The sequence below is a fragment of the Actinomadura xylanilytica genome, assembly GCF_030283145.1.
Lineage (GTDB): Bacteria > Actinomycetota > Actinomycetes > Streptosporangiales > Streptosporangiaceae > Spirillospora > Spirillospora xylanilytica.
Map to the genome: position 1 here is coordinate 705,712 of NZ_JASNWE010000005.1, position 25,183 is coordinate 730,894.

The 25,183-nt window shown below is 71.8% G+C and carries 19 protein-coding genes; 8 read left to right on the forward strand and 11 right to left on the reverse strand.

What is annotated here, in order from left to right; genetic code table 11:
- The first annotated feature begins 17 nt into the window (after positions 1-17).
- The 4 genes from QP090_RS33115 to QP090_RS33130 all read left to right on the forward strand — a co-directional run bounded on the left by QP090_RS33115 (position 18) and on the right by QP090_RS33130 (position 5,827).
- On the forward strand, positions 18-1,238 hold the full coding sequence (locus QP090_RS33115; RefSeq protein ID WP_285943603.1) for a sensor histidine kinase: 1,221 nt from the start codon (positions 18-20) through the stop codon (positions 1,236-1,238).
- Between the two features lie 101 nt (positions 1,239-1,339).
- The gene (locus QP090_RS33120; RefSeq protein ID WP_285943605.1) at positions 1,340-2,020 is read left to right on the forward strand and encodes a response regulator; all 681 of its coding nucleotides are present in this window, start codon (positions 1,340-1,342) and stop codon (positions 2,018-2,020) included.
- A 514-nt stretch (positions 2,021-2,534) separates the two neighbouring features.
- Positions 2,535-3,329: an ABC transporter ATP-binding protein gene (locus QP090_RS33125; RefSeq protein ID WP_285943607.1), complete on the forward strand. Its 795-nt coding sequence runs from the start codon at positions 2,535-2,537 to the stop codon at positions 3,327-3,329.
- The gene (locus QP090_RS33130) at positions 3,329-5,827 is read left to right on the forward strand and encodes an ABC transporter permease (protein ID WP_285943608.1); all 2,499 of its coding nucleotides are present in this window, start codon (positions 3,329-3,331) and stop codon (positions 5,825-5,827) included. Before QP090_RS33125 ends, QP090_RS33130 begins: the two co-directional genes overlap by 1 nt.
- 111 nt (positions 5,828-5,938) lie before the next feature.
- Here the strand turns inward: QP090_RS33130 and QP090_RS33135 are convergent, their stop codons facing one another.
- Complete coding sequence (locus QP090_RS33135; protein ID WP_285943609.1) at positions 5,939-7,204, reverse strand: MFS transporter; 1,266 nt, start codon at positions 7,202-7,204, stop codon at positions 5,939-5,941.
- A 67-nt stretch (positions 7,205-7,271) separates the two neighbouring features.
- Between QP090_RS33135 and QP090_RS33140 the strand changes: the two genes are divergently transcribed.
- Positions 7,272-8,258, forward strand: a complete 987-nt coding sequence (locus QP090_RS33140) for a DUF5937 family protein (RefSeq protein ID WP_285943610.1) — start codon at positions 7,272-7,274, stop codon at positions 8,256-8,258.
- A 166-nt stretch (positions 8,259-8,424) separates the two neighbouring features.
- Here the strand turns inward: QP090_RS33140 and QP090_RS33145 are convergent, their stop codons facing one another.
- The 8 genes from QP090_RS33145 to metH form a co-directional block, all read right to left on the reverse strand.
- On the reverse strand, positions 8,425-9,522 hold the full coding sequence (locus QP090_RS33145) for an ABC transporter ATP-binding protein (protein WP_285943845.1): 1,098 nt from the start codon (positions 9,520-9,522) through the stop codon (positions 8,425-8,427).
- Between the two features lie 98 nt (positions 9,523-9,620).
- On the reverse strand, positions 9,621-10,712 hold the full coding sequence (locus QP090_RS33150) for an ABC transporter ATP-binding protein (RefSeq protein ID WP_285943611.1): 1,092 nt from the start codon (positions 10,710-10,712) through the stop codon (positions 9,621-9,623).
- On the reverse strand, positions 10,712-11,683 hold the full coding sequence (locus QP090_RS33155; RefSeq protein WP_432763104.1) for an ABC transporter permease: 972 nt from the start codon (positions 11,681-11,683) through the stop codon (positions 10,712-10,714). Before QP090_RS33155 ends, QP090_RS33150 begins: the two co-directional genes overlap by 1 nt.
- A 117-nt stretch (positions 11,684-11,800) precedes the next feature.
- A complete protein-coding gene (locus QP090_RS33160) occupies positions 11,801-13,555 on the reverse strand; it encodes an ABC transporter substrate-binding protein (RefSeq protein ID WP_285943613.1) in 1,755 nt (584 codons plus the stop codon).
- Between the two features lie 37 nt (positions 13,556-13,592).
- The gene (locus QP090_RS33165) at positions 13,593-14,597 is read right to left on the reverse strand and encodes an ABC transporter permease (protein ID WP_285943614.1); all 1,005 of its coding nucleotides are present in this window, start codon (positions 14,595-14,597) and stop codon (positions 13,593-13,595) included.
- A gap of 452 nt (positions 14,598-15,049) precedes the next feature.
- A complete protein-coding gene (locus tag QP090_RS33170; protein WP_285943615.1) occupies positions 15,050-15,475 on the reverse strand; it encodes a hypothetical protein in 426 nt (141 codons plus the stop codon).
- A 228-nt stretch (positions 15,476-15,703) separates the two neighbouring features.
- A complete protein-coding gene (locus QP090_RS33175) occupies positions 15,704-16,384 on the reverse strand; it encodes an HAD family hydrolase (protein WP_285943616.1) in 681 nt (226 codons plus the stop codon).
- A 40-nt stretch (positions 16,385-16,424) separates the two neighbouring features.
- The gene (gene metH, locus QP090_RS33180) at positions 16,425-19,898 is read right to left on the reverse strand and encodes a methionine synthase (RefSeq protein WP_285943617.1); all 3,474 of its coding nucleotides are present in this window, start codon (positions 19,896-19,898) and stop codon (positions 16,425-16,427) included.
- Positions 19,899-20,046: 148 nt separating this feature from the next.
- Between metH and QP090_RS33185 the strand changes: the two genes are divergently transcribed.
- The 3 genes from QP090_RS33185 to QP090_RS33195 all read left to right on the forward strand — a co-directional run bounded on the left by QP090_RS33185 (position 20,047) and on the right by QP090_RS33195 (position 22,917).
- Positions 20,047-20,505 carry a universal stress protein gene (locus QP090_RS33185; protein WP_285943618.1) on the forward strand — a complete coding sequence of 153 codons (459 nt, stop codon included), beginning with the start codon at positions 20,047-20,049 and terminating at the stop codon, positions 20,503-20,505.
- A 237-nt stretch (positions 20,506-20,742) separates the two neighbouring features.
- Positions 20,743-21,585: a PAC2 family protein gene (locus QP090_RS33190; RefSeq protein ID WP_285943619.1), complete on the forward strand. Its 843-nt coding sequence runs from the start codon at positions 20,743-20,745 to the stop codon at positions 21,583-21,585.
- 510 nt (positions 21,586-22,095) lie between these two features.
- A complete protein-coding gene (locus QP090_RS33195) occupies positions 22,096-22,917 on the forward strand; it encodes an oxygenase MpaB family protein (protein WP_285943620.1) in 822 nt (273 codons plus the stop codon).
- Between the two features lie 25 nt (positions 22,918-22,942).
- On the opposite strand, the gene mshC is transcribed toward QP090_RS33195, so the two are convergent.
- On the reverse strand, positions 22,943-24,187 hold the full coding sequence (mshC, locus tag QP090_RS33200) for a cysteine--1-D-myo-inosityl 2-amino-2-deoxy-alpha-D-glucopyranoside ligase (RefSeq protein WP_285943621.1): 1,245 nt from the start codon (positions 24,185-24,187) through the stop codon (positions 22,943-22,945).
- A gap of 47 nt (positions 24,188-24,234) precedes the next feature.
- Positions 24,235-25,179, reverse strand: a complete 945-nt coding sequence (locus QP090_RS33205; RefSeq protein WP_285943622.1) for an ABC transporter permease — start codon at positions 25,177-25,179, stop codon at positions 24,235-24,237.
- Positions 25,180-25,183 lie beyond the last annotated feature (4 nt).

Consider the following 25,183-nt stretch of genomic DNA (forward strand, 5'->3'; position numbering starts at 1 on the left):
CTCCTAGGGTGAGAATCGTGTCACCCCGCATCCGTGGTCTCCAGAATTTCCGCGCCTGGCTTCAGGCGCGTCCGCAGGCCGCCGACGCCCTGCTGGCGCTGGGATTGCTGCTGGTGGGGCTGCCGCAGCACTATTTGCAGGAGGTGGGCGCGGAGCCGCTGGCGCGGTTCCACTCCCCCGATCTGCTCAACGGGGTGCTGATCGTCCTGGTGACCGGGGCGCTGGTGTTCCGGCAGCGGTTCCCGATGTCGGTGCTGCTGTTCGTCATCGTGGGCGAGCTCCTCGTCACCGCCCGCGACTATCCGCCGTCGATCCCCGGCGTGGTGGCGTTCCTGGTCGCGGTGTACAGCGTGGCGGTGCACCGGGGGCTGGCGCACAGCGCGCTCGGTGGGCTGCTGGCGTTCGTGTACTTCGTCGCGTCGCTGCTGCTGCTGCCGGTGGGCATGTCGGTGCTGGTGCTGGCGACCGACTGCGCGCTGGTGGCGGGGGTGTGGGCGCTGGGCCGCAATCTGCGGCTGCGGCGGACCTACTTCGCCGAGCTGGAGCACCGGGCGGCGCGGCTGGAGCGGGCGCGGGGCTCGGACGCGCGGGCGGCACGGATCGAGGAGCGGTCGCGGATCGCGCGTGAGCTGCACGACGTGGTCGCGCACCATGTGAGCGTGATGACGGTGCAGGCGGGCGCGGCGCGGCGGATCATCGACCGGGATCCGGGCAGTGCCCGGGAGGCGATGTCGACGATCGAGGAGGTCGGGCGGACGGCGCTGAGCGAGATGCGGCGGATCGTGGGGGTGCTGCGGACCGACCGGGACACCGAAGCGGCGGGCCGGGAGTTGGCGCCGCAGCCGGGGCTGGGGGATCTCGGGGAACTGCTCGACCACGTCCGGGAGACGGGGCTGGCGGTGCAGCTGTGGATCGAGGGCGAGGCGCGGACGCCGTCGCCGGGGGTGGACGTGGCGGCGTTCCGGCTGATCCAGGAGGCGCTGACCAATACCCTCAAGCACGCCGGGTCGCAGGCGCGGGCCTGGGTCCGGCTGTACTACACCGACGCCGATCTGACGGTGGAGATTGAGGACGACGGGCGCGGCACCGCGACCATCATCGCCGACAATGAGGACAATCCGGGGCACGGCCTGGTCGGAATGTACGAGCGGGTCGCGCTGTACGGCGGCGAGTTGCGCATCGGCCCCCGGGTCGGCGGCGGGTTCGGGGTGCGGGCGCGGTTCCCGCTGGAGGCATAGCCTCCGTAGGGACATACATTCGAGCACGAGCGGCGCGGAACGAGGAGCGGGACGATGGACACGAGCGGGGACCGGCCGGCCGGCCGGGGCGGAGCGACTCGATGACGACCGTACGGGTGCTGCTCGTGGACGATCAGCCGCTGCTGCGGACGGGGTTCCGGCTGATCCTGGAGGCCGAGGCCGACATCGCGGTGGTCGGCGAGGCCGGTGACGGCGCGGCGGCGGTCGAGTTGACCCGGTCGCTGCTGCCGGACGTGGTGCTGATGGACATCCGGATGCCGGGGGTCGACGGGATCGAGGCGACCCGCCGGATCATCCGGGAGGAGGCGGCCTCTCATGATCCCCGGGTGCTGATCCTGACCACGTTCGACCTGGACGAGTACGTGATCGAGGCGGTGCGGGCCGGGGCCAGCGGGTTCCTGCTGAAGGACTCGCCGCCCGAGGACCTGGTGACGGCGATCCGGATCGTGGCGGCCGGTGACGCGATCGTGGCGCCGAGCGTGACGCGCCGGCTGCTCGACAAGTTCGCGACCCGGCTGCCCGCGGTGCGCGACGCGTCGCCGCCGCCGGGGCTGAACACGCTGACCGAGCGGGAGCGCGAGGTGCTGTCGCATGTGGCGCGCGGCCAGTCCAACGCCGAGATCGCGGCGGCGCTGGTGGTGAGCGAGACGACGGTGAAGACGCATGTCGGGAACGTGCTGGCCAAGCTGGGACTGCGCGACCGGGTCCAGGCGGTCGTCTACGCGTACGAGACGGGCCTGAGCCGTCCCGGCCAGACCTGACCGTCCGCCCGGCGCTCCCTCCGTCCGGTCTCCTGTCCTCGGCCCTCCTGCGCTCGCGCGCTGACCCTGGTGCGGCTGGCCGCGGCACCCCTGACCCCGGCACGCCCCGACCCTGCCCCCTGGCGCCGGCGCGCCTGACCGGCGCCCGCGTGATCCCCCGCTCCCCCGTGCCGTCCGGAGGCGCCCAAGGTCGGGAGCCCAAGCCGGGAGCACAGGCCGGGAGCACAGGGCCGGGGGCTTGGGGTGGAGGCTTGGGCGCGGGCGGATTCTCGCGGCTCCCTCAGGGGCGGCCCCTGAGGGACCCCCCGCTCTGGACGGGGTCCTCTACTCCCGCAGGACGACCGCCGGGGGGCTTCCTCATGCGGAGGGTGGAGCAGGAAGTCCGTTCCCTGGGTCCATCCCTCCGGGGTGCCGGACTTCTACTGTTTTGTTGCACGGGGATCGCCGGGGAATCGCGATCCCCGTTTCCCTCCACCCTCCACCCTCCACCGCAATTGCAGACAGGGGAGTTCACGTGACGAACGCCGCCCCATCCGGCTCCGACGCGCACCTCGCGCCCGGGGCGGGCGATTTCGCCGCACGGGCCCAGCAGGTCGCCAAGCGCTACGGCCGCGGCGACGCCGAGGTGGTGGCCCTCGACGGGGTGACCGTGGGCATCCCCCGCGGCCGGTTCACCGCGGTGATGGGCCCCTCCGGCTCGGGCAAGTCGACCCTGATGCACTGCATGGCGGGGCTGGACTCGATCGACTCCGGCCAGGTCTTCATCGGCGACACCCAGGTCACCGGGCTGAAGGACAAGCAGCTCACCCGGCTCCGCCGCGACAAGATCGGCTTCATCTTCCAGGCGTTCAACCTGGTGCCGACGCTGACCGCGCTGGAGAACATCACGCTGCCGATGGACATCGCCGGGCGCAGGCCCGACCGGGAGTGGCTCGACCAGGTGATCGACACCGTCGGCCTGCGGCCGCGGCTCAAGCACCGGCCGTCGGAGCTGTCGGGCGGCCAGCAGCAGCGGGTGGCGTGCGCGCGCGCCCTCGCCTCCCGGCCCGAGATCATCTTCGCGGACGAGCCGACCGGCAACCTGGACTCCCGGTCGGGCGCCGAGGTGCTGGGCTTCCTCGCCGACTCGGTCGCCCGGATGGGCCAGACCATCGTGATGGTCACCCACGACCCGACCGCCGCGGCCTACGCCGACCAGGTGCTGTTCCTGACCGACGGGCAGATCGTCGACACCATGGCCGGGCCGACCGCCGAGCGCGTGCTCGAGCGGATGAAGGGCTTCGAGCTGCCGGGGGTAGCGGCCCGATGATGGCCAAGGTCACGCTCCGCAACCTGGCGGCGCACAAGATCAGGCTGGTGCTGACCGCGGTGGCGGTGATCCTCGGGGTCGCCTTCGTGGCCGGCACGCTGATCTTCACCGACACGATGAACAAGCAGTTCGACGACGTGTTCGGCAAGATCGGCAAGAACATCGCGGTGGACGTGCGGGCCAAGAAGGTCGTGGACGTCGACGACGACGGCGCCGCGGCCGAGCCGGTGCCCGCCTCGGTGCTCCAGGCGGTGCGCGGGATCGACGGGGTCCGCGACCCGGTCGGCAACGTGAACGGCTACGCGGCCGTGGTCGGCCGCGACGGCAAGATCATCGGCACCGAGCAGCAGGGCCCGCCGCAGCTCGGCACCAGCTGGAACACCGCCGGCGACTTCGACCTGGCGTCCGGCCGCGCCCCGAAGGGGCCCGCCGAGGTCGTCGTGGACGCCGAGACCGCCAAGAAGGGCCGCTACGGGATCGGCGACACCGTCAAGGTGATCACCACCGGCCCGCCGCGGCCGATGAAGATCGTCGGGCTGGTCGACACCGGCAACATGATGGGCACCACCATCACCGCGTTCGACACCCCGACCGCGCAGCGGCTGCTGCTCAAGCCGGGCTACTACTCCGACATCGAGATGGGCGCCGACGGCATCGGCGAGGCCGAGCTGCGCGACCGCGTCGCCCGGGTGCTGCCGCCCAACATGGAGGCCGTCACCGGGGCCGAGATGCGCGCGGACACCAAGAGCGACGTCGCCGCGATCATGGGGTTCTTCCGTACCTTCCTGCTGGTGTTCGCGCTGATCTCGATCTTCGTCGGGGCGTTCATCATCTTCAACACCTTCTCGATGCTGGTCGCCCAGCGCACCCGTGAGCTGGCGCTGCTGCGCGCGATCGGGGCCGGCCGGCCGCAGGTGACCCGGGCGGTGATCGGCGAGGCGGTCGCGGTCGGCGTGGTCGGGTCCACCGTCGGCCTGGCCGCCGGCGCCGGGCTGGCCGCGCTCCTCCAGACCCAGATGGGCGACGCCGGCTCGAGCGGGCTGGTGTTCACCGCGAGGCCGGTGATCTGGTCGTACGCGGTCGGCATCATCGTGACCGTGGTGTCGGCCTACTTCCCGGCCCGCCGCGCCGCCAAGATCCCGCCGATCGCGGCGATGCGCGACGACGTGGCGATGCCGCAGCGGTCGCTGCGGATCCGGATCGCGCTCGGGACGCTCCTCACCCTGGTCGGCGCGGGCCTGATCGGGCTCGGCCTCGGGGGCGGCGGCGGCAACCCCGCGGTCCCGGTCGGGATCGGCGCGTTCCTGGTGTTCATCGGCATCACCATGCTCGCCCCGGTGATCAGCGTCCCGGTGGTGAAGGTGCTGGGCGCGCCGGCCGCCGGGCTGATGGGCGCGCCGGGCCGGATGGCGCGGCAGAACGCGCTGCGCAACCCGCGCCGCACCGCGGCGACCGCCGCCGCGCTGATGATCGGCCTCGCGCTGATCACCGCGGTGAACGTGATGGGCGCGTCCATGCGGGCCTCGGTCGATGCGCAGGTCGACCAGCAGTTCGGCGCCGACTACCTGATCGAGCCGACCGGCGCCGGCGGCGTCGGCCCCGAGGTCGTCGCCAAGATCGCCGCCGCCCCCGGGGTGGAGAAGGCCTCGCCGTACTACACCGCCAACGCCAAGATCGACGGCAAGCGCGCCGCGTACGTGTCGGGCGACCCCGCGGCGCTGGCGCAGGGCACCAGGCTGAAGATGGTGTCCGGCGGGACGGCCCTCGGCCGCGACGGGATGATGGTCGACGAGGAGACCGCCGAGAGCCAGAAGTGGACGCTCGGCGGCACGGTGCCGGTGCAGTTCACCGACGGCCGGACGCAGCCGCTGCGGATCGCGGGGATCTACGCCAAGAACGACACTCTCGGCCCGAAGGTGATCTCCCAGACGGCGTACCTGGCGCACACCGCGAAACCGGCGATCGCCAGCGTGATCGTCGACACCCGCAGCGCCGACACCGCGACCAGGACCGCGCTGGAGGGCACCCTCAAGGACTATCCGAACCTGAAGGTCACCGATCAGGACGCGCTCAAGAAGGACGCGCGCAAGCAGGTCGACGGGTTCGTCACCTTCCTGACCATCCTGCTGGTGATGTCGGTGATCATCGCGGCGGTCGGGGTGGTCAACACCCTGGCGCTGTCGGTGATCGAGCGGACCCGGGAGATCGGGCTGCTGCGCGCGATCGGGATCAGCCGCCGCCAGCTCCGCCGGATGATCCGGGCCGAGTCGATCGTGATCGCGATCTTCGGCGCACTGCTCGGCATTGGCCTCGGGGTGGCGTTCGGCGCCGCGCTCCAGCAGGCGCTCAAGGACGACGGGCTGAGCGAGCTGGCGATCCCGGTCGGGACACTGGCCGCCTACCTGGTGGTGGCGGCCGTGATCGGCGTGCTGGCCGCGCTGTGGCCCGCATGGCGGGCCGGCCGGATGGACGTCCTGAAGGCCATCTCCACCGAGTGACGGACCGGGCCCCGCCCGTGGGCCCGCCGAGCGGGCCGCCAGGTCCCCGCCCGGGGCCGCCGACCCGCCGTCTCCCCGCCTCCGTGCCGGGGAGGCGGCGGGTCGGCGCGTTCAGGACGCGGGGACCGAGCGGCGGAGCGCGGGCCGCAGCAGCGCGGTGACCGTGAGGATCAGCACGCCCGCGGCGGCGAGGGCCGGGCCGACCGTGACGAACTCGGCGAGGGCGCCGACGGCCAGCGGGCCGATCCCCTGCAACGTCATCAGGCCCGTCGACAGCAGCCCGAACGCGTGCCCCCTGCCGTCCTCGGGCAGCGCGTCGACGAACGGCCGCTGGATCCCGAGCTCGTAGGCGAGCCCCGTCCCCGCGAGCAGCAGCAGCGCCGCGGCGGCGGGCGCGGGAACGCCGAACGCCAGCGGCACCAGCGGCAGCCCCGTCAGCGCCATCAGCGGGACCAGCAGGCGTTCCCGCGCCGGCGGGGACAGCAGCCGGCCGGCGGCGAGGTTGCCGAGCAGCATCCCGCCCACCGTGCAGCCGAGCAGCAGCGCCGCGGTACCGCTGCCGAACCCCCGGACCGCCGCGTACGGCACCAGCAGGCTCTCCGCCCCCGCGCAGAACGCGCTCGGCAGCCACTGCGCGAGGAGCAGCGGTCGGACGACCGGGTCGGTGAGCAGCCGCACCGTCCCGGCCCAGCTCTCCTTCACCAGCGACCGCCGCCTCCCGCCGTCCGCCCCGTCCGTCCCGTCGGCCGCTCCCCCGTCCGAAGCGGGTGGCGGCGCGGGCGGCAGGTCGGGCAGGAGGAGGCGGACGAGCAGCGCGGCGGCCAGGTACGCGGCGGTCGCCGCGAGCAGCGCCCCGCGGACCCCGAGGACGGCGACCGCGATCCCCCCGCAGGCCAGCCCGAGGAGCTGCGCGATCGCCGCCGAGATCGTCATCAGCGACCGGCCCAGCACGTAGGCGTCGCCGGTGAGGACCTCGGCCACCAGGCGGTTCGTCGCGCCCGCGAACACCGGGGTGGCACAGGCGATCAGGGCGACCAGCGCGAGCGCGGCGGCGATCGGAAGGTCCAGCAGCGCCAGCGCGAGCGCGGCCACCGCCTCCAGCGCGTACGCGCCGGCGATCAGCGGCCGGGGGCGCAGCCGATCGGCGAGCGCGCCGGCCAGCGTCCCGCCCGCGACCTGCGGCAGGAACCCGGCGGCGAACGCGGCGGAGGCCAGCAGCGGCGACCCGGTCCGGCCGTACACCAGCACCGACAGGGCAAGCATCCGTAGCGTGTCCGCCATGATGGCCACGGTCCGGGTGGCGAACAGGACCCGGAACCGCGGCTCACCGAGCGCGTCGCGATAGGCGGGCCGCCGCGCGGCCCCGGTCATCGTCATGCGCCCACCCTGGACGCGCCGGTAAACGGGCCGCCACCATTACGCCACAGGACGTAAGGTCATGCCCGTGATCCGATTCGAGGTGGGCACCGAGGACCTCCTGCACAGCCGGTTCGCGCTGTCGCCGCTGTTCGAGCTGGACGGGCTGCTGCGCACCCTGTCGGGCCTGAGCGGCCGCCACCTGCCCGGCGGATGGGCCGCGCGGCTCGTCCCGGAGTTCCGGCGGCTGCGCTCCACGACCGACCTCGACGCGGTGCTGGCCCTCCAGGCCCCCTCGCGCGGCACCGGCTTCACCGCGCCGCCGCCGCTGGGGCTCGCGCAGACCCTGGAGGACGACCTGGCGATGGCCCGGGCCACCCCGCCGGCCGTGGCGCGCCGGGAGATCGCGCTGTGCCTGGAGGCCCGGCCGGCGTCCGATGAGCGGGTGCTGAATCTCCTGCACGGGCCCGGTGCCGTCGAACGGGTGGCCGCGGCGCTGGAGGCGGCCTGGCACGCACTGCTCGCCCCCGACTGGCCCAGGCTGCGCGCGATCTGCGAACGGGACGTCCTGCACCGGGCGGGACGGCTCAGCCACGGCGGCTGGGAGGCGGCGCTGCGCGACCTGCACCCGAGGGTCCGGTGGCGGGACGGCGGCATCGAACTGCTGCGCACCCGCAGCCGCGTGACCGCCTCTCCCAGCGGGCGCGGGCTCCTGCTCATCCCGTCGGTGTTCGTCTGGCCGGCCGTCGCCGCGCACACCGAAGCCCCCTGGCCGCACACCCTCATCTACCCCGCGCGGGGCATCGCGGCCCTGTGGGAGAGGCCGCCGGCGGCGCCGCCCGGCGCCCTCGCCGACCTGGTCGGACGGACCCGGGCGCGGATCCTGCTCGCGCTGGACGAGCCCGCGGGCACCAGCGGCCTCGCCCGTGCCCTGGGCGTCGCGACGGGCTCGGTCGGCGACCACCTCACCGTCCTGCGGCGCGCCGGGCTGCTGGAGAGGGCGCGCGCGGGACGCGAGGTCCTCTACCACCGCACCCCGCTCGGGGACGCCCTGGCACGCGCACCGGACGACTGAACGCCGCCCCGGGGTCGCGCCCGGCCCCGGGCACCCGGTCGTCCGGACCCGGACGCGTGACGCCCGGCAGCCCGGCCCCGGATGCCCGGACGGCGGCGGGCCCGGCCGGTGCGGAGCGTTCCGCACCGGCCGGGCCCGCGTCGCCGGGAGGCGAGGTGCCAGGCGATCAGCCTCCGGGCGTGCCGTCCTCGGCGGACGCCGCGGCCGGTGCCACCGCGGCCTTGGCGACCTCGTCGGTCGCGCTGACGGAGGCGTTCTCCGGGAAGTGGCACGCGGCCTGGTGCCCCGGGCTGAGCTCCACCAGCGGCGGCTCGACCTGCTTGCAGATGTCCTGCGCCTTCCAGCACCGGGTGTGGAACCGGCAGGCGGGCGGCGGGTCGAGCGGGCTCGGCACGTCCCCCTGGAGCCGGATCCGGGTCCGGTCGCCGCGCAGGCTGGGGTCGGGCACCGGCACGGCCGACAGCAGCGCGTTGGTGTAGGGGTGCATCGGCCGCTCGTACAGGTCCGCCCGGTCGGCGATCTCGACGATCTTGCCGAGGTACATGACCGCGACGCGGTCGGAGATGTGCCGCACCACCGACAGGTCGTGCGCGATCACCACGTAGGTGAGGTCGAGCTCGTCCTGGAGGTCCTCCATCAGGTTGACCACCTGCGCCTGCACCGACACGTCCAGCGCCGACACCGGCTCGTCGGCCACGATCAGCTTCGGCCGCAGCGCCAGCGTGCGGGCGATCCCGATGCGCTGCCGCTGCCCGCCGGAGAACTCGTGCGGGTAGCGGTTGTAGTGCTCGGGGTTGAGGCCGACGAGCTCGAGCAGCTCCTGCACGGCCTTCTTGACGCCCTGCTCGGTCTCGATGCTCTGGAGCCGGAACGGCGCGCCGACGATCGACCCGACCGTCTTGCGCGGGTTCAGCGACGAGTACGGGTCCTGGAAGATCATCTGGAAGTCGCGGCGGAGCGGGCGAAGCCGCCCCTGCGACAGCCCGGTGATGTCCTGGCCCTCGAACTTGATCTTCCCGAAGCTCGGGTCGAGCAGCCGCATGATCATCCGGCCGGTGGTGGACTTGCCGCAGCCCGACTCGCCCACCAGCCCGAGCGTCTCGCCCTTGCGGACCGAGAACGACACCCCGTCGACGGCCTTCACCGCCGCCACCTGGCGGCGCAGCAGCCCGGCGGTCACCGGGAAGTGCTTGCCGAGGTTCTCCACCTCCAGCAGCGGCTCCCCGTCCCGCGCCGGGCGCGGCTCCTTGACCGTGGTGACCACGGGCGCGCCCCCGGTCACGGTGCCGGGCTCATCCGCGCCGGCCGCGTTCTTCGATGTGCTCACAATGCCGTTCCCACCGTCGTTGCCACCAGTGCCCGTCACAGCTTCGGCGCGATCTCGTCGTTCCAGATCTCCCGCCGCTTCTCCAGCGGGATGTGGCACGCCGCCCGGTGCCCCGGTTCGAGCTCGCGCAGCTCCGGCCGCTCGGCGATGCTCTTGCCGTCGGTGAGGTCCTTGTAGGCGCACCGCGGGTTGAACGCGCAGCCGTCCGGGACGTTGATCAGGCTGGGCGGCGTCCCCTTGATCGGCATCAGCCGCTCGGACCGCTCCCGGTCCAGCCGCGGCATCGAGCCGAGCAGGCCCCAGGTGTAGGGGTGCAGCGGACGGTGGAAGGCGTCCTCCACCGCCGCGTACTCCGCGCACCGGCCCGCGTACATCACCAGGATGTCGTCCGACAACTCGGCGACCACGCCCAGGTCGTGCGTGATCATGATGATCGCGGAGTTGAACTCCTGCTGGAGGTCCCGGATCAGGTCCAGGATCTGCGCCTGCACGGTGACGTCCAGCGCCGTGGTCGGCTCGTCGGCGATCAGCAGCTCGGGGTCGCACGACAGCGCCATCGCGATCATCGCGCGCTGCCGCATCCCGCCGGAGAACTGGTGCGGGAAGTCGTCCACCCGCTGCTGCGGCTTGGGGATGCCGACCTTGCCGAGCATGTCGATGGCGTGCTTGCGCGCCACCTGCTTGGACACGTCGTTGTGCACCCGGTAGGCCTCGATGATCTGATGGCCCACCGTGTAGAACGGGTGCATCGCCGACAGCGGGTCCTGGAAGATCATCGCCATCTTGCGGCCGCGCAGCCGGCGCACGTCGTCGGCCGAGGCCCCGACGAGCTCGGCGCCGTCCAGCCAGATCTGCCCCGACACCCGGGCGTTGCGCCGGTTGTGCAGGCCGAGGATGCCGAGGCTGGTCACGCTCTTGCCCGAGCCCGACTCGCCCACGATCCCGAGGGTGCGGCCCCGCTCCAGCTGGAACGACAGCCCGTCGACGGACTTGACCAGCCCGTCGTCGGTCGGGAAATGGATCTTCAGATCGCGGACCTCCAGGAAGGCCGAGGGTGCGCCGGCGGCGGCCCCGTCCTTCTGTTCGCCCGGTCCGTCGATCAGCTCGGCCGGTCGTTTGTCCGCCATCAGCTGTGCCTCACCCTCGGGTCGACGACGCCGTACAGGATGTCCACGACCAGGTTGGCCAGGACGATGAAGAGCGCGGCGACCATGGTCGCCCCCAGGACGACCGGCAGGTCGCTCTGGTTGACCCCGTCCAGCGCGAGCTGACCGAGACCGGGGATGGAGAAGGTCTTCTCGGTGATGATCGCGCCACCGAGCAGCAGCCCCAGGTCGAGTCCGAACACGGTCATGATCGGGGTCAGCGAGGCGCGCAGGCCGTGCTTGACCACCACGGTCTTCTCCGAGAGGCCCTTGGCCCGCGCGGTGCGGATGTAGTCCTCGTTCATCGTCTCCAGCATGCCCGCCCGGGTGAGCCGGGCGTACAGGGCGGCGTAGAGGAACGCCAGGCAGATCCACGGCAGGAGCAGGTTGAACGGGTTGTCGCCCAGCCCTCCGTAGTTGACCTCTGGCAGCAACTCCCATTTGTGCACGACGAAGGCCAGCGACAGCAGACCGGTGAAGAACACCGGCAGCGACACGCCCGCCAGGGCCACCGCCATCGCCATCCGGTCGAAGATCGTCCCTCTGCGCAGCGCGGACAGCACGCCGATCGACACGCCCGCCAGCACCCACATCACCGCGGCGCCGAGCGCGATCATCAAGGTGATCGGCGTACGGTCCACGATCTGGTCGAACACCGGCTGGTTGGTGCGGAAGGAGTAGCCCATGCACGGCGCCGGGCAGTCGATCTTCTCGGTGCCGGTGTCGTAGGTGTCGCCCACGACGATGGCCTTGATGTACTTCCCGTACTGGACCGGAATGGGGTCGTCGAACCCGAACCGGTCCTTGATGGCGGCCAGGGTGACCGCGTCGGGCTGTTTGCCCGCGAAGCGGCCGGCGAGGTCGTCGCTGCTGACCCCCGCCGCCCTCGGCACCAGGAAGAAGATGGAGAACGTCACCGCGCTGATGATGAGCAGCAGACCCACCGCGCCCAGCAGACGGCGAACAATGAATGCGACCACAGTCTCCGGCGCGGGCGGCCGCCGGGGGATCAGCCCCGGCGGCCGCCCTATGCCTTCACCTGCCTTCTCTCAGGTAGTGCGGAACCGTGCTCAGCCGGTGACGCCGAGGCTGGCGTAGTCGTACATGCCGTAGCCCGCGTGGAAGTAGACGTTGGTCAGGTTCGACGGGCGGAACAGCAGCGACTTGGCGTACACGTTCGGCAGGATGGTCGCCTGCTCACGGGCGCTCTGGTCGATCTCGTTGTAGATCTTGGCCCGCTGCGCCGCATCGGTGATGCCAGCGACGTCGTTCCACTTCTTGTTGATCTCCGGGTCGCGCAGGTCCTCGACGTTGACGTTGCCCGTGGGGGTGATCGCCTTCTCGTCGGTGAGCGGCTGGAGGTAGCCGTAGCCGGTGTTCCAGTCCGGGGCCCAGCCGTAGGTGCCGAGGCCGATCTTCTCCTTGTCCATGAACTTCGGCGCGCCGAGCTGCTCGTTGGTGTAGGTACCCGACGGGTAGCCCTTGAGCTCCAGCTTGATGCCGATCTTGTCCAGGCCCTGCTTGAGCGCCTCCGCGGTGGCCTTCTCCTTCGGCCGGTCACTGCGGTAGATCATCGTGGTGGAGAAGCCGTCCGGCTTGCCGCACTTGGCGAGGGAGGCCTTGGCCTGCGCCGGGTCACCGGTGTAAGTCTTGTCCGCCTTCGTGTAGAAGTCGGTGCCCTTCTCCCGGCCCGGGATGTTCGGCGGCTGGATCGAGGTCGACATCTCGCCGCCCACGTCGCCGCCGTAGGCCCGGAACATCGCCGAGCGGTCGGCGCCGTAGATGATCGCCTTACGGCACTCGATGTTCGGGATGTTCTTGGTGTTGATCGGGATGAACCAGTGGAAGCCCGCCAGCGGGTTGTCGGCGTTGCCCTTGAGCTTCGGCTTGGTCAGGATCTCCTGACGGGCCGCGGCCTGGACGCCGGTGCCCGGCAGGTCGACGTGCACCGTGCCGGCGATCACCCGGCTGTCGATCTCCTCGGCCTTCAGGCCCGACTGGACCTCGATCTTGTCCGGGAGCTGCTTGCGGTTGGGGTCGGTCGCCGGGTCCCAGTTGGGGTTGCGGACCAGCGTGCCGCCCTTCTTCGGCTGGTAGTCGCCCTCCAGCTTGTACGGGCCGGACGACACCGGGTGCATGCCGTAGCGGATGCCCTTGTCCTTGTCGGCCGGGACCGGCGCGGTCTGCCCGCTGAAGCCGACGACCTGGTCGAACTCGGAGAAGGGGGCCTTCAGCTTGAAGACGACGGTGTAGTCGTCGGGGACCTCGACGCCCTTGAAGTTGTCAAGGTTCTTGTCCTTGAACGCGCCCTTGTAGCCCTCCGCGTCCAGCAGCTGCGGGAAGTAGGACGGGCCGTTGTGCAGGACCGCACGGTCGAACGTCCGCCCGACCGCGTACTTGATGTCCTTGGCCTTGATCTCGGTGCCGTCCTCGTACTTGACGCCACGCTTGAGCTTGTAGGTCCAGGTCTTGCCGCCGTCGGTCGCCACGCCCTTGGCCTCGGCCAGGTCGGGGACCATCTCGGCGCCGGCGATGCCCGGCTTGGCGGCGTAGGTCATCAGGTTGCGGGAGAACAACCGGACGAAGTTCAGGCCGTAGGCGTAGTAGATGTCGGCCGGGTCCAACGACTCGAAGTCGTCGGGCTGGGCCATCTTCAGCACGCCGCCCTTGTGGTCGGACGGGTTGACCACCGCCGTCGACGCGGCGTCGAACTTGCCGGTACCGCCCTTTTCGCCTTCGTCGTCGCCGCCGCCACAGGCGGACAGTCCCAGGCTCAGGGCGACGAAGCCCGCCGCCGCGCCTGTCACCACCTTGGGAGATCTCATCAGTTCCCTTTCGCTAATACCGGACGTTCGCCGGGGGTCATCGGGCCCGTGGGTCCAGGGCGTCGCGCAGTCCGTCACCGAGGAGGTTGAAGGCCAGGACGGTGACGAAGATCGCGAGACCGGGGACGATCACGAAGTGCGGAGCGACCGAGTACAGCTCGGTGGCCTGCGACAGCATTCCGCCCCACGAGGGGTCGGGCGGGTTGATGCCGACGCCGAGGAACGACAGCGCGGCCTCGAACAGGATGTTGGTCGGGATGAGCAGGGTGGAGTACACCAGGATCGGTGCGATCAGGTTGGGCAGGATCTCCTTGAACAGGATGTAGGAGTTGCGCGCGCCCATGCTCTGGGCCGCGTCGACGAACTCCCGCTCCCGCAGCGACATCGTCTGGCCGCGGATGATCCGGCCGATGTAGGGCCAGTTGAAGAACCCGATGATGAACACCAGGATCGCGATCCGCAGGTTGTTGCCCTCGAGCCCGAGCAGGCTGTTGGGGATCACGCCGACCAGCGAGATCGCGAACAGCACCAGCGGGAAGGCCAGGAAGACGTCCATGGCGCGGGCGATCAGGGTGTCGACCCAGCCGCCGAAGAAGCCGGCCACGATCCCCATCACGGTGCCGATCACCACCGACACCAGGGTGGCCAGGACGCCGATCAGGATCGAGATCCGCGCGCCGTACAGGATGCGGCTGAACAGGTCGCGGCCGTTGATGGGCTCGATGCCGAACAGGTGGTCGGCGCTCATTCCGCCGAACGACTTGAGCGGGCTGCCCAGCGTCGGGTCGACCAGGTTCTGGTGGAACTGGTTGGGCGGGTTGCCGAGCCACCGGGCGATCAGCTCGGTGACGCCCGGCAGCGAGATGATGATCAGGAGCAGCACGAACACCGCGCCGCCGATCGCCACCTTGTCCCGCCTGAGCCGCAGCCACGCGATCTGCCCGAGGGACCTGCCCTCGATCGCCTTGCGGCCGACGCCCTCAAGGACGGCATCCGGCTGAGCCTGTGCCTCCGAACCGGACACCTCGATCGGTGCGGTCACGCTCCGTACCTCCTACCCTTCGGCCACGCTGCCGCCGGCACAACGTCAGGCGGCTGCGAAGATCGTCCGCTGCCCCGTGCCCGTTACGCCGCGTTTGCTGGAGGGAAACCTAGTACTTCGGACACGACTGTCCATCCGTGAAGCGACCTTCGCCAGTACCCGTTTCTGACTTGTGATCTCGTCGTCATCTCGGGCACACGTGACCTCGGCAACACCTCGGACAAATCGTCCGAATAGTACGTACTGTGGCACCCTGCTCGGCAACCGAAACCCGGTCTAGACCGGCAAGCTTTACCGTACCGAGTCCGATCTGAGATCGATCGTCCGCAGGTCAGCGCCGCCGGACACAGATAGAACGGGCCGGGAGGCCCCCAGCGCTGCTGGGGACGCCCCGGCCCGCGGCCCGGCCGAAAGTGATCGTTCTCACCGGGGAGTGCCCCGGCGCGAACCGGCTACTGGATCCCGCGGTCGCGCAGGATCTTCTCGATCTCGGCGAGCTCCGGGTCGCCGGCCGGCTTCGGCGCCGCCCGCTCGACCTCGCCCCTGGACCCGCCGCCCGACCGCCGGGCGGCCTTGGGCGCCTTCGCCGCCCCGCCCTCCGCGACCGCCGCCTTCCGGCGGCTCAGCATCGCGCCGGAGGTCAGGTAGAGCAGCACGGCCAGGCCCGTGACGGCCACGCCGGCCCACTTGACCGGACTGAACGCCAGGTCGACGAAGAACTCGGTCACCCCGGTCATCGCCGCCGCGACCGGCACCAACGACCAGGCGGCGCCGCGCAGCCCCGCCCCCGCGCCCCTGGCGCGATAGGCTCCATAGCTGGCGACCAGGCCGACCAGGGTGACCCCCAGGCTGATCGCGAAAATGACTGCGTCGCTCATGCCCGCCCCTCAATCCGAACAGTGCTGCTCTCTCCATCGTCACACGCCGCGCGGCCTCTGACGCTCCTCCCGGCGGACGGTTTGTCGGGCATCGGGCCTCCTCCTCTGGCGTGATCCACCCCCTGAGGACCACCCCGGAGGTATCGGCCGCATCCGGGACCATCCCGTCACAGGTCAACGTCGCGCAACGGTTCGGGGACGATGGGGTAGCGTGATGATCTTGAGCGGTCAGCCGACCATGGCCGACAGCCCGGCCAGGTCGATCTCGCACAGGGACGCCACCACCACGCGTCCCGGCGCCTCCCTTATCGGCAGCAGCCCGGGGACCGCGACCGTGCGGCAGCCCGCCGCCTCCGCGGCGGCCAGGCCGTTCGGAGAGTCCTCCAGCACCACGCACCGGCCCGGCGGCACCCCGAGCGCCGCCGTCGCCTTCAGGTACGGCTCGGGGTCGGGCTTGGGCCGCGCCACCTCGTCGCCCGCCACGGTCAGCACGAAGTGCTCGCGGCCGAGCGCGTCCAGTACCGGCTCCAGGAGCCGCCGGTAGCTGGAGGACACCAGCGCCGCCGGGACGCCCGCCGCCTGCACCTCGGCCAGCAGCTCCTTGGCGCCCGGCATCATCGGCACCGACGCCGACAGCCGCTCGACCATGCCGTCCACCATCCGCCGCGCGACCTCCTCGGGCGCCGCGTCCGCGCCGGTGTGCTCCAGCATCAGCCGCACCGCCACGTCCAGGGACCCGCCGACCATCTGCTCCTGCTGCTCGGGGCCCCAGGAGCCGCCCAGCCAGTCCATGACGCCGGTCTCGACCTCAAGCCACAGCCGCTCGGAATCGATCAGCAGGCCGTCCATGTCGAACAGGACGGCCGCCAGGCCCACGCCGGCCGCCGCGCCACCGGTCTCCTCGTGCACGATCCACATCCTCCCGAACCCGAAAAGGCCCGACACTACGTCACGTGTTGAAGTACTTGGCCTCCGGGTGGTGCACGACCAGCGCGTCGGCCGACTGCTCGGGGGCCAGTTGCAGCTCCTCCGACAGGGTGACCCCGATCCGCTCGGGCTTGAGGAGCCGGACGAGCTTGGTGCGGTCCTCCAGGTCCGGGCAGGCGGCGTAGCCGAACGAGTAGCGGGCGCCGCGGTAGCCGAGCTTGAAGAAGTCCTCCACGCTCTCGGAGTCCTCGGCGCCGAAGCCGATCTCGGACCGGATCCGGGTGTGCCAGTACTCCATCAGCGCCTCGGTGAGCTGCACCGACAGGCCGTGCAGCTCCAGGTAGTCGCGGTAGGCGTTCTTGGCGAACAGCTCGCCGGTGGCCTCGGCGATGCGGGACCCGACGGTGACGAGCTGGAAGGCGATCACGTCGGTCTCGCCCGAGTCGCGCGGGCGGAAGAAGTCGGCCAGGCACAGGTGCCGGTCGCGGCGCTGGCGCGGGAAGGTGAACCGCTCCCGGTCGGACCCGTCCTCGTTGAGCACGACCAGGTCGTCGCCCTCGCTGACGGCCGGGTAGTAACCGTAGACGACTCCGGCCTCGATCAGGCCGTCGGTCTGGATACGGTCGAGCCACATCCGCAGCCGGGGCCGCCCCTCGGTCTCGACCAGCTCCTCGTAGGAGGGGCCGTCTCCGCGGGCGGGCTTGAGGCCCCACTGCCCCATGAAGGTGGCCCGCTCGTCCAGGAACGAGGCGTAGTCCTTCAGCGTCAGGCCCTTGACGACGCGGTCGCCGAAGAACGGCGGCGCGGGCAGCTTGTTGTCGACGGCGACGTCGGAGCGGGCGGGCATCTCCTCGGGCTCGGTGACCTTGAGGGTGGCGCCCTTCTTCACCCGCCGCTCGCGCAGCGGCGGGAGCTGCGCGCCCGCCTCGCCGCGCTTGACGGCCATGAACGCGTCCATCAGCCGCAGCCCCTCGAAGGCGTCGCGGGCGTAGCGGACCTCGCCGTCGAACAGCTCGGCGAGGTCCTGCTCCACGTAGGCGCGGGTGAGCGCGGCGCCGCCCAGCAGCACCGGCCACTCGCCGGCCAGGCCGCGGGAGTTGAGCTCCTCCAGGTTCTCCTTCATGATCACCGTGGACTTCACCAGCAGCCCGGACATCCCGATCACATCGGCGCGCTGCTCGCCGGCGGCCTCCAGGATCGCCGACATCGGCTGCTTGATCCCGATGTTGACGACCTCGTAGCCGTTGTTGGACAGGATGATGTCGACCAGGTTCTTGCCGATGTCGTGCACGTCGCCGCGGACGGTGGCCAGCACGATGCGGCCCTTGCCGCCGTCCTCGGCCTTCTCCATGTGCGGCTCGAGGTAGGCGACCGCGGTCTTCATCACCTCGGCGGACTGGAGCACGAACGGGAGCTGCATCTGCCCCGACCCGAACAGCTCGCCGACGGTCTTCATGCCGTCCAGCAGCACGTCGTTGACGATCTCCAGCGCGGGACGCTGGGCGATGGCCTCGTCGAGGTCGGCGTTTAGGCCGTCCAGCTCGCCGTCGACGATGCGGCGCTTGAGCCGCTCCCACAGCGGCAGCCCCAGCAGCTCGGCGGCCCGGTCGGCCTTCATCGCCGCTGTGTCGACGCCCTCGAACAGCTCCATGAAGGTGAGCAGCGGGTCGTAGTCGCCGTCCCGCCGGTCGTAGATCATGTCGAGCGCGACCTTGCGCTGCTCCTCGGGGATCCGCGCCATCGGCAGGATCTTGGAGGCGTGCACGATCGCCGAGTCGAGCCCGGCGTCCGCGCACTCGTTGAGGAACACCGAGTTCAGCACGATCCGCGCCGCCGGGTTGAGCCCGAACGACACGTTGGACAGGCCGAGGGTGGTCTGCACCTCGGGGTGGCGGCGCTTGAGCCCGCGGATCGCCTCGACCGTCTCCAGGGCGTCGCGGCGGGACTCCTCCTGGCCGGTGCCGATGGTGAACGTAAGGCAGTCGACGATGATGTCCTGGACCCGCATCCCCCAGGTGCCGGTCAGCTCCTCGATCGTCCGGACCGCGATGTCGACCTTGGTGGCCGCGGTGCGGGCCTGGCCGGTCTCGTCGATGCACATCACCACGATCGCGGCGCCGTGCTCCTTGACGATCGGCATCAGCCGGTGGAGCTTGGAGTCCGGCCCGTCGCCGTCCTCGAAGCTGACCGAGTTGACCACCGCGCGCCCGCCGAGCATCTCCAGCCCGGCCTGGATCACCGGCGTCTCGGTGGAGTCGAGCACGATCGGCAGGGTGGCGGCCGTCGCGAGCCGGAACGCCACCTCCTTCATGTCGGCGACGCCGTCGCGGCCGACGTAGTCGATGCACACGTCGAGCATGTGCGCGCCGTCGCGGGCCTGGTCCCGGGCGATCTTCACGCAGTCGTCCCAGCGCCGCTCCAGCATCGCCTCGCGGAACGCCTTGGAGCCGTTGGCGTTGGTGCGCTCGCCGATGGCCAGGTAGGAGGTGTCCTGCCGGAACGGGACGTGCTGGTACAGCGACGCGGCCCCGGCCTCGGGGCGGGGGCGGCGCTCGGCGACCTCACGGCCGCGGACCCGCTCGACCACCTGGCGCAGGTGCTCGGGGGTGGTGCCGCAGCAGCCGCCGACCAGCGAGAGCCCGAAGTCGCGGGTGAAGGTGTCGTGCGCGTCGGCGAGCTGGCCGGGCGTCAGCGGGTAGCGGGCGCCGTCGGAGCTCAGCTCGGGCAGGCCGGCGTTGGGCATGCAGGACAGCCCGATCCGGGCGTGCCGGGCCAGGTAGCGCAGGTGCTCGCTCATCTCGGCGGGCCCGGTGGCGCAGTTGAGGCCGATCACGTCCAGCTCGAGCGGCTCCAGCGCGGTGAGCGCGGCGCCGATCTCCGAGCCCATCAGCATCGCGCCGTTCTGCTCGATGGTGACCTGGCCGATCAGCACCGTCCCGCTGCCCGCGGCGCTGATCGCGCGCTTGGCGCCGATCAGCGCGGCCTTGGCCTGGAGCAGGTCCTGGCAGGTCTCCACCAGAATCGCCTGGACCCCGCCGGCGATCAGCCCCTCGGCGTTGCGCTGGTAGGCGTCGCGCAGCTCGGCGAAGGTGACGTGGCCGAGGGTGGGGAGCTTGGTGCCGGGGCCGACCGAGCCGATCACCCAGCGCGGGCGGTCCGGGGTGGAGTAGGCGTCGGCGGCCTCGCGGGCGATCCGGGCGCCCGCCTCGGACAGCTCGTGGATCCGCCCGGTGATGTCGTACTCGCCGAGGTTGGCCAGGTTCGCGCCGAAGGTGTTGGACTCGACGCAGTCGACGCCCGCGTCGAGATAGGCCTCGTGCACCGATCGGACGATGTCGGGCCGGGTGGCGTTCAGGACCTCGTTGCAGCCCTCGAGCCCCTCGAAGTCGTCCATGGTCGGGCCGGCGTCCTGGAGCATCGTCCCCATGCCCCCGTCGGCCACGACGACACGGTCTTTCAGGGCCTGACGCAAGGACTGCGGAGTGGGAGTGCTCATGGGGCACCACCTTATCCGCCCGGGGCCGGTGCCTCCGGAGCGGTCCGCATGCTGGGAGCGCTGCCGGCGGGGCCCTGTGCGGCCAGTGACGGATGGGGCGCCGGAACGGTAGCGTGCCGCCGATACCTACTCCCCGGTAAGGAGCGGCATGAGCGCATACCGCACCATCCTCGTCGGCACCGACGGCTCGGACACCTCGTTCCGCGCGGTCGACAGGGCCGCCCAGCTTGCCGCCGCCACCGGCGCCACGCTGCTGCTCGCCTCCGCCTACAGCCCGATGCCCCAGCGGGAACGGCAGAGCGCCGCCGACCGCCTCGGCGACCTGGCCTACAAGGTCCAGGGGTCCACCCCCGCCGACGACGCCCTGCGCGCGGCCCGCGAGCGCGCGGTCGCGGCCGGGGCCAAGGACGTCGAGGAGGTCGCCGTCGAGGGCGACGCCGTCGACGTGATCGCCAAGCTGGCCAAGGAGCGCGACGCCGAGCTGGTGGTGGTGGGCAACCGCGGGCTCAACAGCCTGGCGGGCCGGCTCCTCGGCTCGGTCCCGGCCAACCTGTCGCACCGCTCGCCGTGCGACGTCCTCATCGTCCACACGACCGGCCGCAAGTGACGCGGGCGGCCCCGCGCCGCCGGTGACGCGATCGTGACCCGGGCCCCTGGGACGGGCGGACGCGGTGGTCCCGCGCCCCCCGCCGCCCGGGGCCCGGAGGTCTCGGCGGCGGAACGGCGGGGTAGGTCCCTCTCAGGACGTAGGCTGGCAGCCACCGATCATGAGCCGGGGTCCCCGACCCCCGGGAATGACGGCCCCCGCGGTGACGCTGTACCCGACGTCGGAAGGAGGCAGCGCGTGGTCGAGCTCGAGAGCGTGCCGGAACTCGTCGATCCGGTGCTCGTGGCCGCCTTTGAGGGGTGGAACGACGCGGGAGAGGCCGCCAGCGGGGTGATCCAGCATCTGGAGTCGACCTGGGAGTCGGTGCCCATCGCCGAACTCGACCCGGACGACTACTACGACTTCCAGGTCACCCGCCCGATCGTCGAGATGATCGACGGCGAGAGCCGCGGGATCACCTGGCCGACGACCCGGGTGTCCTGGGCCCGCCTCCCCAACGGCCGCGACGTGGTACTGCTGCACGGCATCGAGCCCAACATGCGCTGGCGGTCGTTCTGCCGCGAGCTGATCGGGCTGACGCTGGAGCTGGGCGTCCGCAAGGTGGTGCTCCTCGGGGCGCTGCTGGCCGACGCGCCGCACACCCGGCCGGTACCGGTCACCGGTGCCGCGTCCGAAGTGGGGCTGGTCAACACCCTGCACCTGGAGCCGACCCGCTACGAGGGCCCGACGGGCATCCTCGGGGTGCTCCAGGACGCCTGCGCCCAGGCCGACCTCAGCACGGTGTCGCTGTGGGCCGCGGTGCCGCACTACGTGGCGCAGCCGCCCTCGCCCAAGGCCACGCTGGCGCTGCTGCGCCGGGTGGAGGACATCCTCGACGTGACGATCCCGCTCGGCGAGCTGCCCGAGGAGGCGCGGGCCTGGGAGAACGGCGTGAACGAGCTGGCCGAGGAGGACTCCGAGGTCGCCGACTACGTGCGCACGCTGGAGGAGCAGAAGGACGCCACCGAGCTGCCCGAGGCGAGCGGCGACGCGATCGCCCGCGAGTTCGAACGCTACCTGCGGCGCCGCGACGCCGGCTGACCCCACCGGGTACCGCCGCCGCTACCGGCGGCGCGGGGCCGCTGAACGGCCGCGCCGGTCCTCGGAGCCGGACGCGTGCGGGCGCACGGGCACCGGCGCGCGGGGCGGCGGTGCGTGCGGCGGCGTCACGGCGGCCGGTTCGTGGCTCATGGTCACGGCCTACCCGCCCGCGTCGGCGCCCAATCCGCTTCCACGGCCGCGCGAACCCGCCGTGACCTGCGGTGATCTTTGTCGAGGAGTCTCCTTGGAGCTCCTCGACGGCCCGTGTGCGCCGCGGTACATATGATCTTTTCCCGACCGGGTCCGTCCCGGCAGGCCGCCCGTTCTTGGCGCCCGAGCAGGTGTCGGGCCGTACCTGGGAATGCCGTGTGATGGGGTAGAGGGAGGCGGGCGGCCGGCGCGGGCGCCCGTCGGCGTGGCGCCGGCGTGGCTTGTACGGGGCGGCACGATGAGCAAGTATTCACTTACTCCGCCGCCTCGTCCCGTCCCGTCCCGTCCGAAGGAGCCGCCGTGACCGCACCCGCACCGGGCCCCGACCGCACCGTCCTGCGGCTCCTGGCGGCCGAGCCCGCCGTCATGCTGGCCGCCGGGCGGGCCCTGCTGCTCCAGGTCGCCCACCCCAAGGTCGCCCAGGGCGTCGCCGACCACAGCGACCTGCGCAAGCGCCCCCTGGACCGGCTGTTCGGCACCCTGGACTTCCTCACCATCGTCGCGTTCGGCACCGAGGAGGAGGCCGAGCGGATGGGCCGCGCGATCCGGCGCATGCACGAGCGGATCACCGGCCCCGGCTACTCGGGCAACGACCCCGACCTCCAGGTCTGGGTGAACGCCACCCTGATCGACGCGGCGCTGTACGTCTACGAGCGGATCCTCCGCTCCCCCAGCGGCGACCTCGCCGCCGACTACATCGACCAGGCCCGCTACGTCGCCGACGTGCTCGGCTGCCCGCCCGGCGCCCAACCCCCCGACATCGCCGCGTTCCGCCGCTACACCGACGGGATGATCGCCTCGCTGGAGGTGACCGACGAGGGCCGCGAGGTCGCCCGCGCCGTGCTGTGGTCGCGCAAGCTGCGCTGGCTGTGGCCCGCCCTGTGGCTCAACCGCTTCATCACCACCGGCCTGCTCCCCGAGCCGATCCGGGAGCAGTACGGCCTGCCGTGGAGCCCGCGCCGGGACCGCGTCCTGTGGTCACTGCTCAGGACGGGCGCGTTCGGCTACCGCCTGGTCCCCGGGCGGCTCCGGCGGGCGGGCGTCCCCCTCATGCTGTGGACGTCCCGCCGCCGGATCGAGCGCCGCGGGCGCAGGTTCGCCGCGCGGTCCGCCACCGCCTGACCGCCCCGCTCCGGACAGCCGCGGCTCAGAGGGCGACGCCGAGGAGGGCGTCGGCGGCGGCGCGGATCCGGGCGGGCGCCTCCGCGTCCGGCCCCCCGCCCTCGGCCAGCGCGCGCTCGGCCCAGGAGTCCACCGCCGCCAGCGCCGCCGGCGCGTCCAGGTCGGCCGCCAGGGCGCTCCGGACGTCGCCCGCCACCGGCTCGGCCGGCGGGCCCGAGGGCAGCGCGGCGGCGGCCCGCCAGCGCGCCAGCCTGGCCTCGGCGGCCTCCAGCTGTGCCGGGGTCCACTCCCAGTCGGCCCGGTAGTGCCGCGCGAGCAGCGCGAGCCGGATCGCCATCGGGTCGGTGCCCTCCTCACGGAGCCGGGAGACGAAGACCAGGTTGCCCCGCGACTTGGACATCTTCTCGCCGTCCAGCCCGACCATGCCCGCGTGCACGTACGCCTTGGCGTGCGGGCGCTCGCCCGTCGCCACCTGGGCGTGCGCGGCGCCCATCTCGTGGTGCGGGAAGGCCAGGTCCGAGCCGCCGCCCTCCACGTCGAAGGCCATCCCGAGGTACTCCACCGAGATCGCCGAGCACTCCACGTGCCAGCCGGGACGGCCCACGCCGAACGGCGAGTCCCAGCCCGGCTCGCCGGGCCGCCGCGCCATCCAGAGCAGCGCGTCGAGCGGGTCGCGCTTGCCGGGCCGGCCGGGGTCGCCGCCGCGCTCGGCGAACAGCGGCGCCATGGCGGCGCGGTCCAGGCCGCTCACCTCGCCGAAGCCGGGGTCGGCGGCGACCGGGAAGTAGACGTCGCCGTCCACCTCGTAGGTGGCGTCCTTGGCGCGCAGCTTCTCCACCATCTGCACGATCATCGGGATCGCCTCGACCGCGCCGACGTACTGGTCGGGCGGCAGGATCCGCAGCGCGGTCATGTCGTCGCGGAAGAGCTGGATCTCGCGCTCGGCCAGGGCGCGCCAGTCCTCCCCGATCTGCTCGGCACGTTCCAAGAGGGGGTCGTCGACGTCGGTGGCGTTCTGCACGTAGTGCACCCGGTGGCCGAGGTCCCGCCACACCCGGTTGACCAGGTCGAACGCCAGATAGGTGTTGGCGTGGCCAAGATGGGTGGCGTCGTAGGGGGTGATCCCGCAGACGTACATCCGGGCCGTCGCACCCGGCTCGGTGGGCCGTACCCCGCCCGTCCCGGTGTCGTGCAGGCGCAGCGGATCCGCCGCGCGGGGCAGGCCGGTGTCGGGGAGGCTGGGCACTTCGGGAGCGGACCACGATCGCATACCGAAGAGCTTATCCATGCCCTACTCATGGCATTACGCGCAGATCCTCACGAAAGGCGGACCCGGGGGTCCAGGAAGGAGTAGCCGACGTCCACGATCAGGTTCGCGACCACCACGAACATCGTCACCATCAGGGTCACTCCGATGATCACCGGGGTGTCGCCGAGCGCGATGGACTGGTAGACCAGCTGCCCGACGCCCTGGAGGCCGAAGACCTTCTCGGTGACGATGGTCGACCCGATCAGCGCCCCGAGGTCGATGCCGAACTGGGTGACCACCGGCGTCAGCGCGGAGCGGAGCCCGTGCCGGTAGACGACCCGGCGCTCGGAGACGCCCTTGGCGCGGGCGGTGCGGATGTAGTCCTCGCCGAGCACGTCCAGCATCGCCCCGCGGGTCAGCCGGGTGTAGGTGGCGACCATCAGGAACGCCAGCGCGATCCACGGCAGGATCATCCGCCGGAAGAAGTGCTCCTGGAGCGGCGGACCGGCCTCGAAGAAGTGCACGCCCGCCTCGCTGAGCTTGGTGGCGAACAGGAACAGCAGCACCAGCGCCATCACGAACGGCGGCGTGGACAGCCCGATCAGCACGAACAGCGTCGAGCTCCGGTCCCAGACGCTGCGCACCCGGGTCGCACTGAGCACGCCGGTCGCGACGCCGCCGACGAACCAGATGACGCCCGCGCCGAAGACCAGCCACATCGTGGTGGGCAGCCGGTCGGCGATCAGGCTGGTCACCGGGGTGCCGTTGATGTAGGACTCGCCGAGGTTCCCCTGGAGGAGCCGCTTGATGAAGTCCCAGTACTGGAGCAGCACCGGCTGGTCGAGGCCGAGGTTCTGCCGGATCTGCCGCAAGGTGTCGGTGGTGGCGCGCGGCCCGCCGATGACCCGCTCGACCGGGACCGGCGAGACGTTCAGGAAGACGAAGACCAGGGTCGACACGAGCCACAGCACCACGATCGCGTACAGCAGCCTGCGGATGACAAAGCGCAACATGGCG

What these genes read in the sequence shown, in the direction of transcription:
- QP090_RS33135 (WP_285943609.1), bottom strand. Translation starts at nt 7,204, where the DNA reads ATGACGATGACCGGGGCCGCGCGGCGGCCCGCCTATCGCGACGCGCTC.
- mshC (WP_285943621.1), bottom strand. Translation starts at nt 24,187, where the DNA reads ATGCGATCGTGGTCCGCTCCCGAAGTGCCCAGCCTCCCCGACACCGGC.
- QP090_RS33160 (WP_285943613.1), bottom strand. Translation starts at nt 13,555, where the DNA reads ATGAGATCTCCCAAGGTGGTGACAGGCGCGGCGGCGGGCTTCGTCGCC.
- metH (WP_285943617.1), bottom strand. Translation starts at nt 19,898, where the DNA reads ATGAGCACTCCCACTCCGCAGTCCTTGCGTCAGGCCCTGAAAGACCGT.
- QP090_RS33205 (WP_285943622.1), bottom strand. Translation starts at nt 25,179, where the DNA reads ATGTTGCGCTTTGTCATCCGCAGGCTGCTGTACGCGATCGTGGTGCTG.
- QP090_RS33120 (WP_285943605.1), top strand. Translation starts at nt 1,340, where the DNA reads ATGACGACCGTACGGGTGCTGCTCGTGGACGATCAGCCGCTGCTGCGG.
- QP090_RS33185 (WP_285943618.1), top strand. Translation starts at nt 20,047, where the DNA reads ATGAGCGCATACCGCACCATCCTCGTCGGCACCGACGGCTCGGACACC.
- QP090_RS33130 (WP_285943608.1), top strand. Translation starts at nt 3,329, where the DNA reads ATGGCCAAGGTCACGCTCCGCAACCTGGCGGCGCACAAGATCAGGCTG.
- QP090_RS33170 (WP_285943615.1), bottom strand. Translation starts at nt 15,475, where the DNA reads ATGAGCGACGCAGTCATTTTCGCGATCAGCCTGGGGGTCACCCTGGTC.
- QP090_RS33150 (WP_285943611.1), bottom strand. Translation starts at nt 10,712, where the DNA reads ATGGCGGACAAACGACCGGCCGAGCTGATCGACGGACCGGGCGAACAG.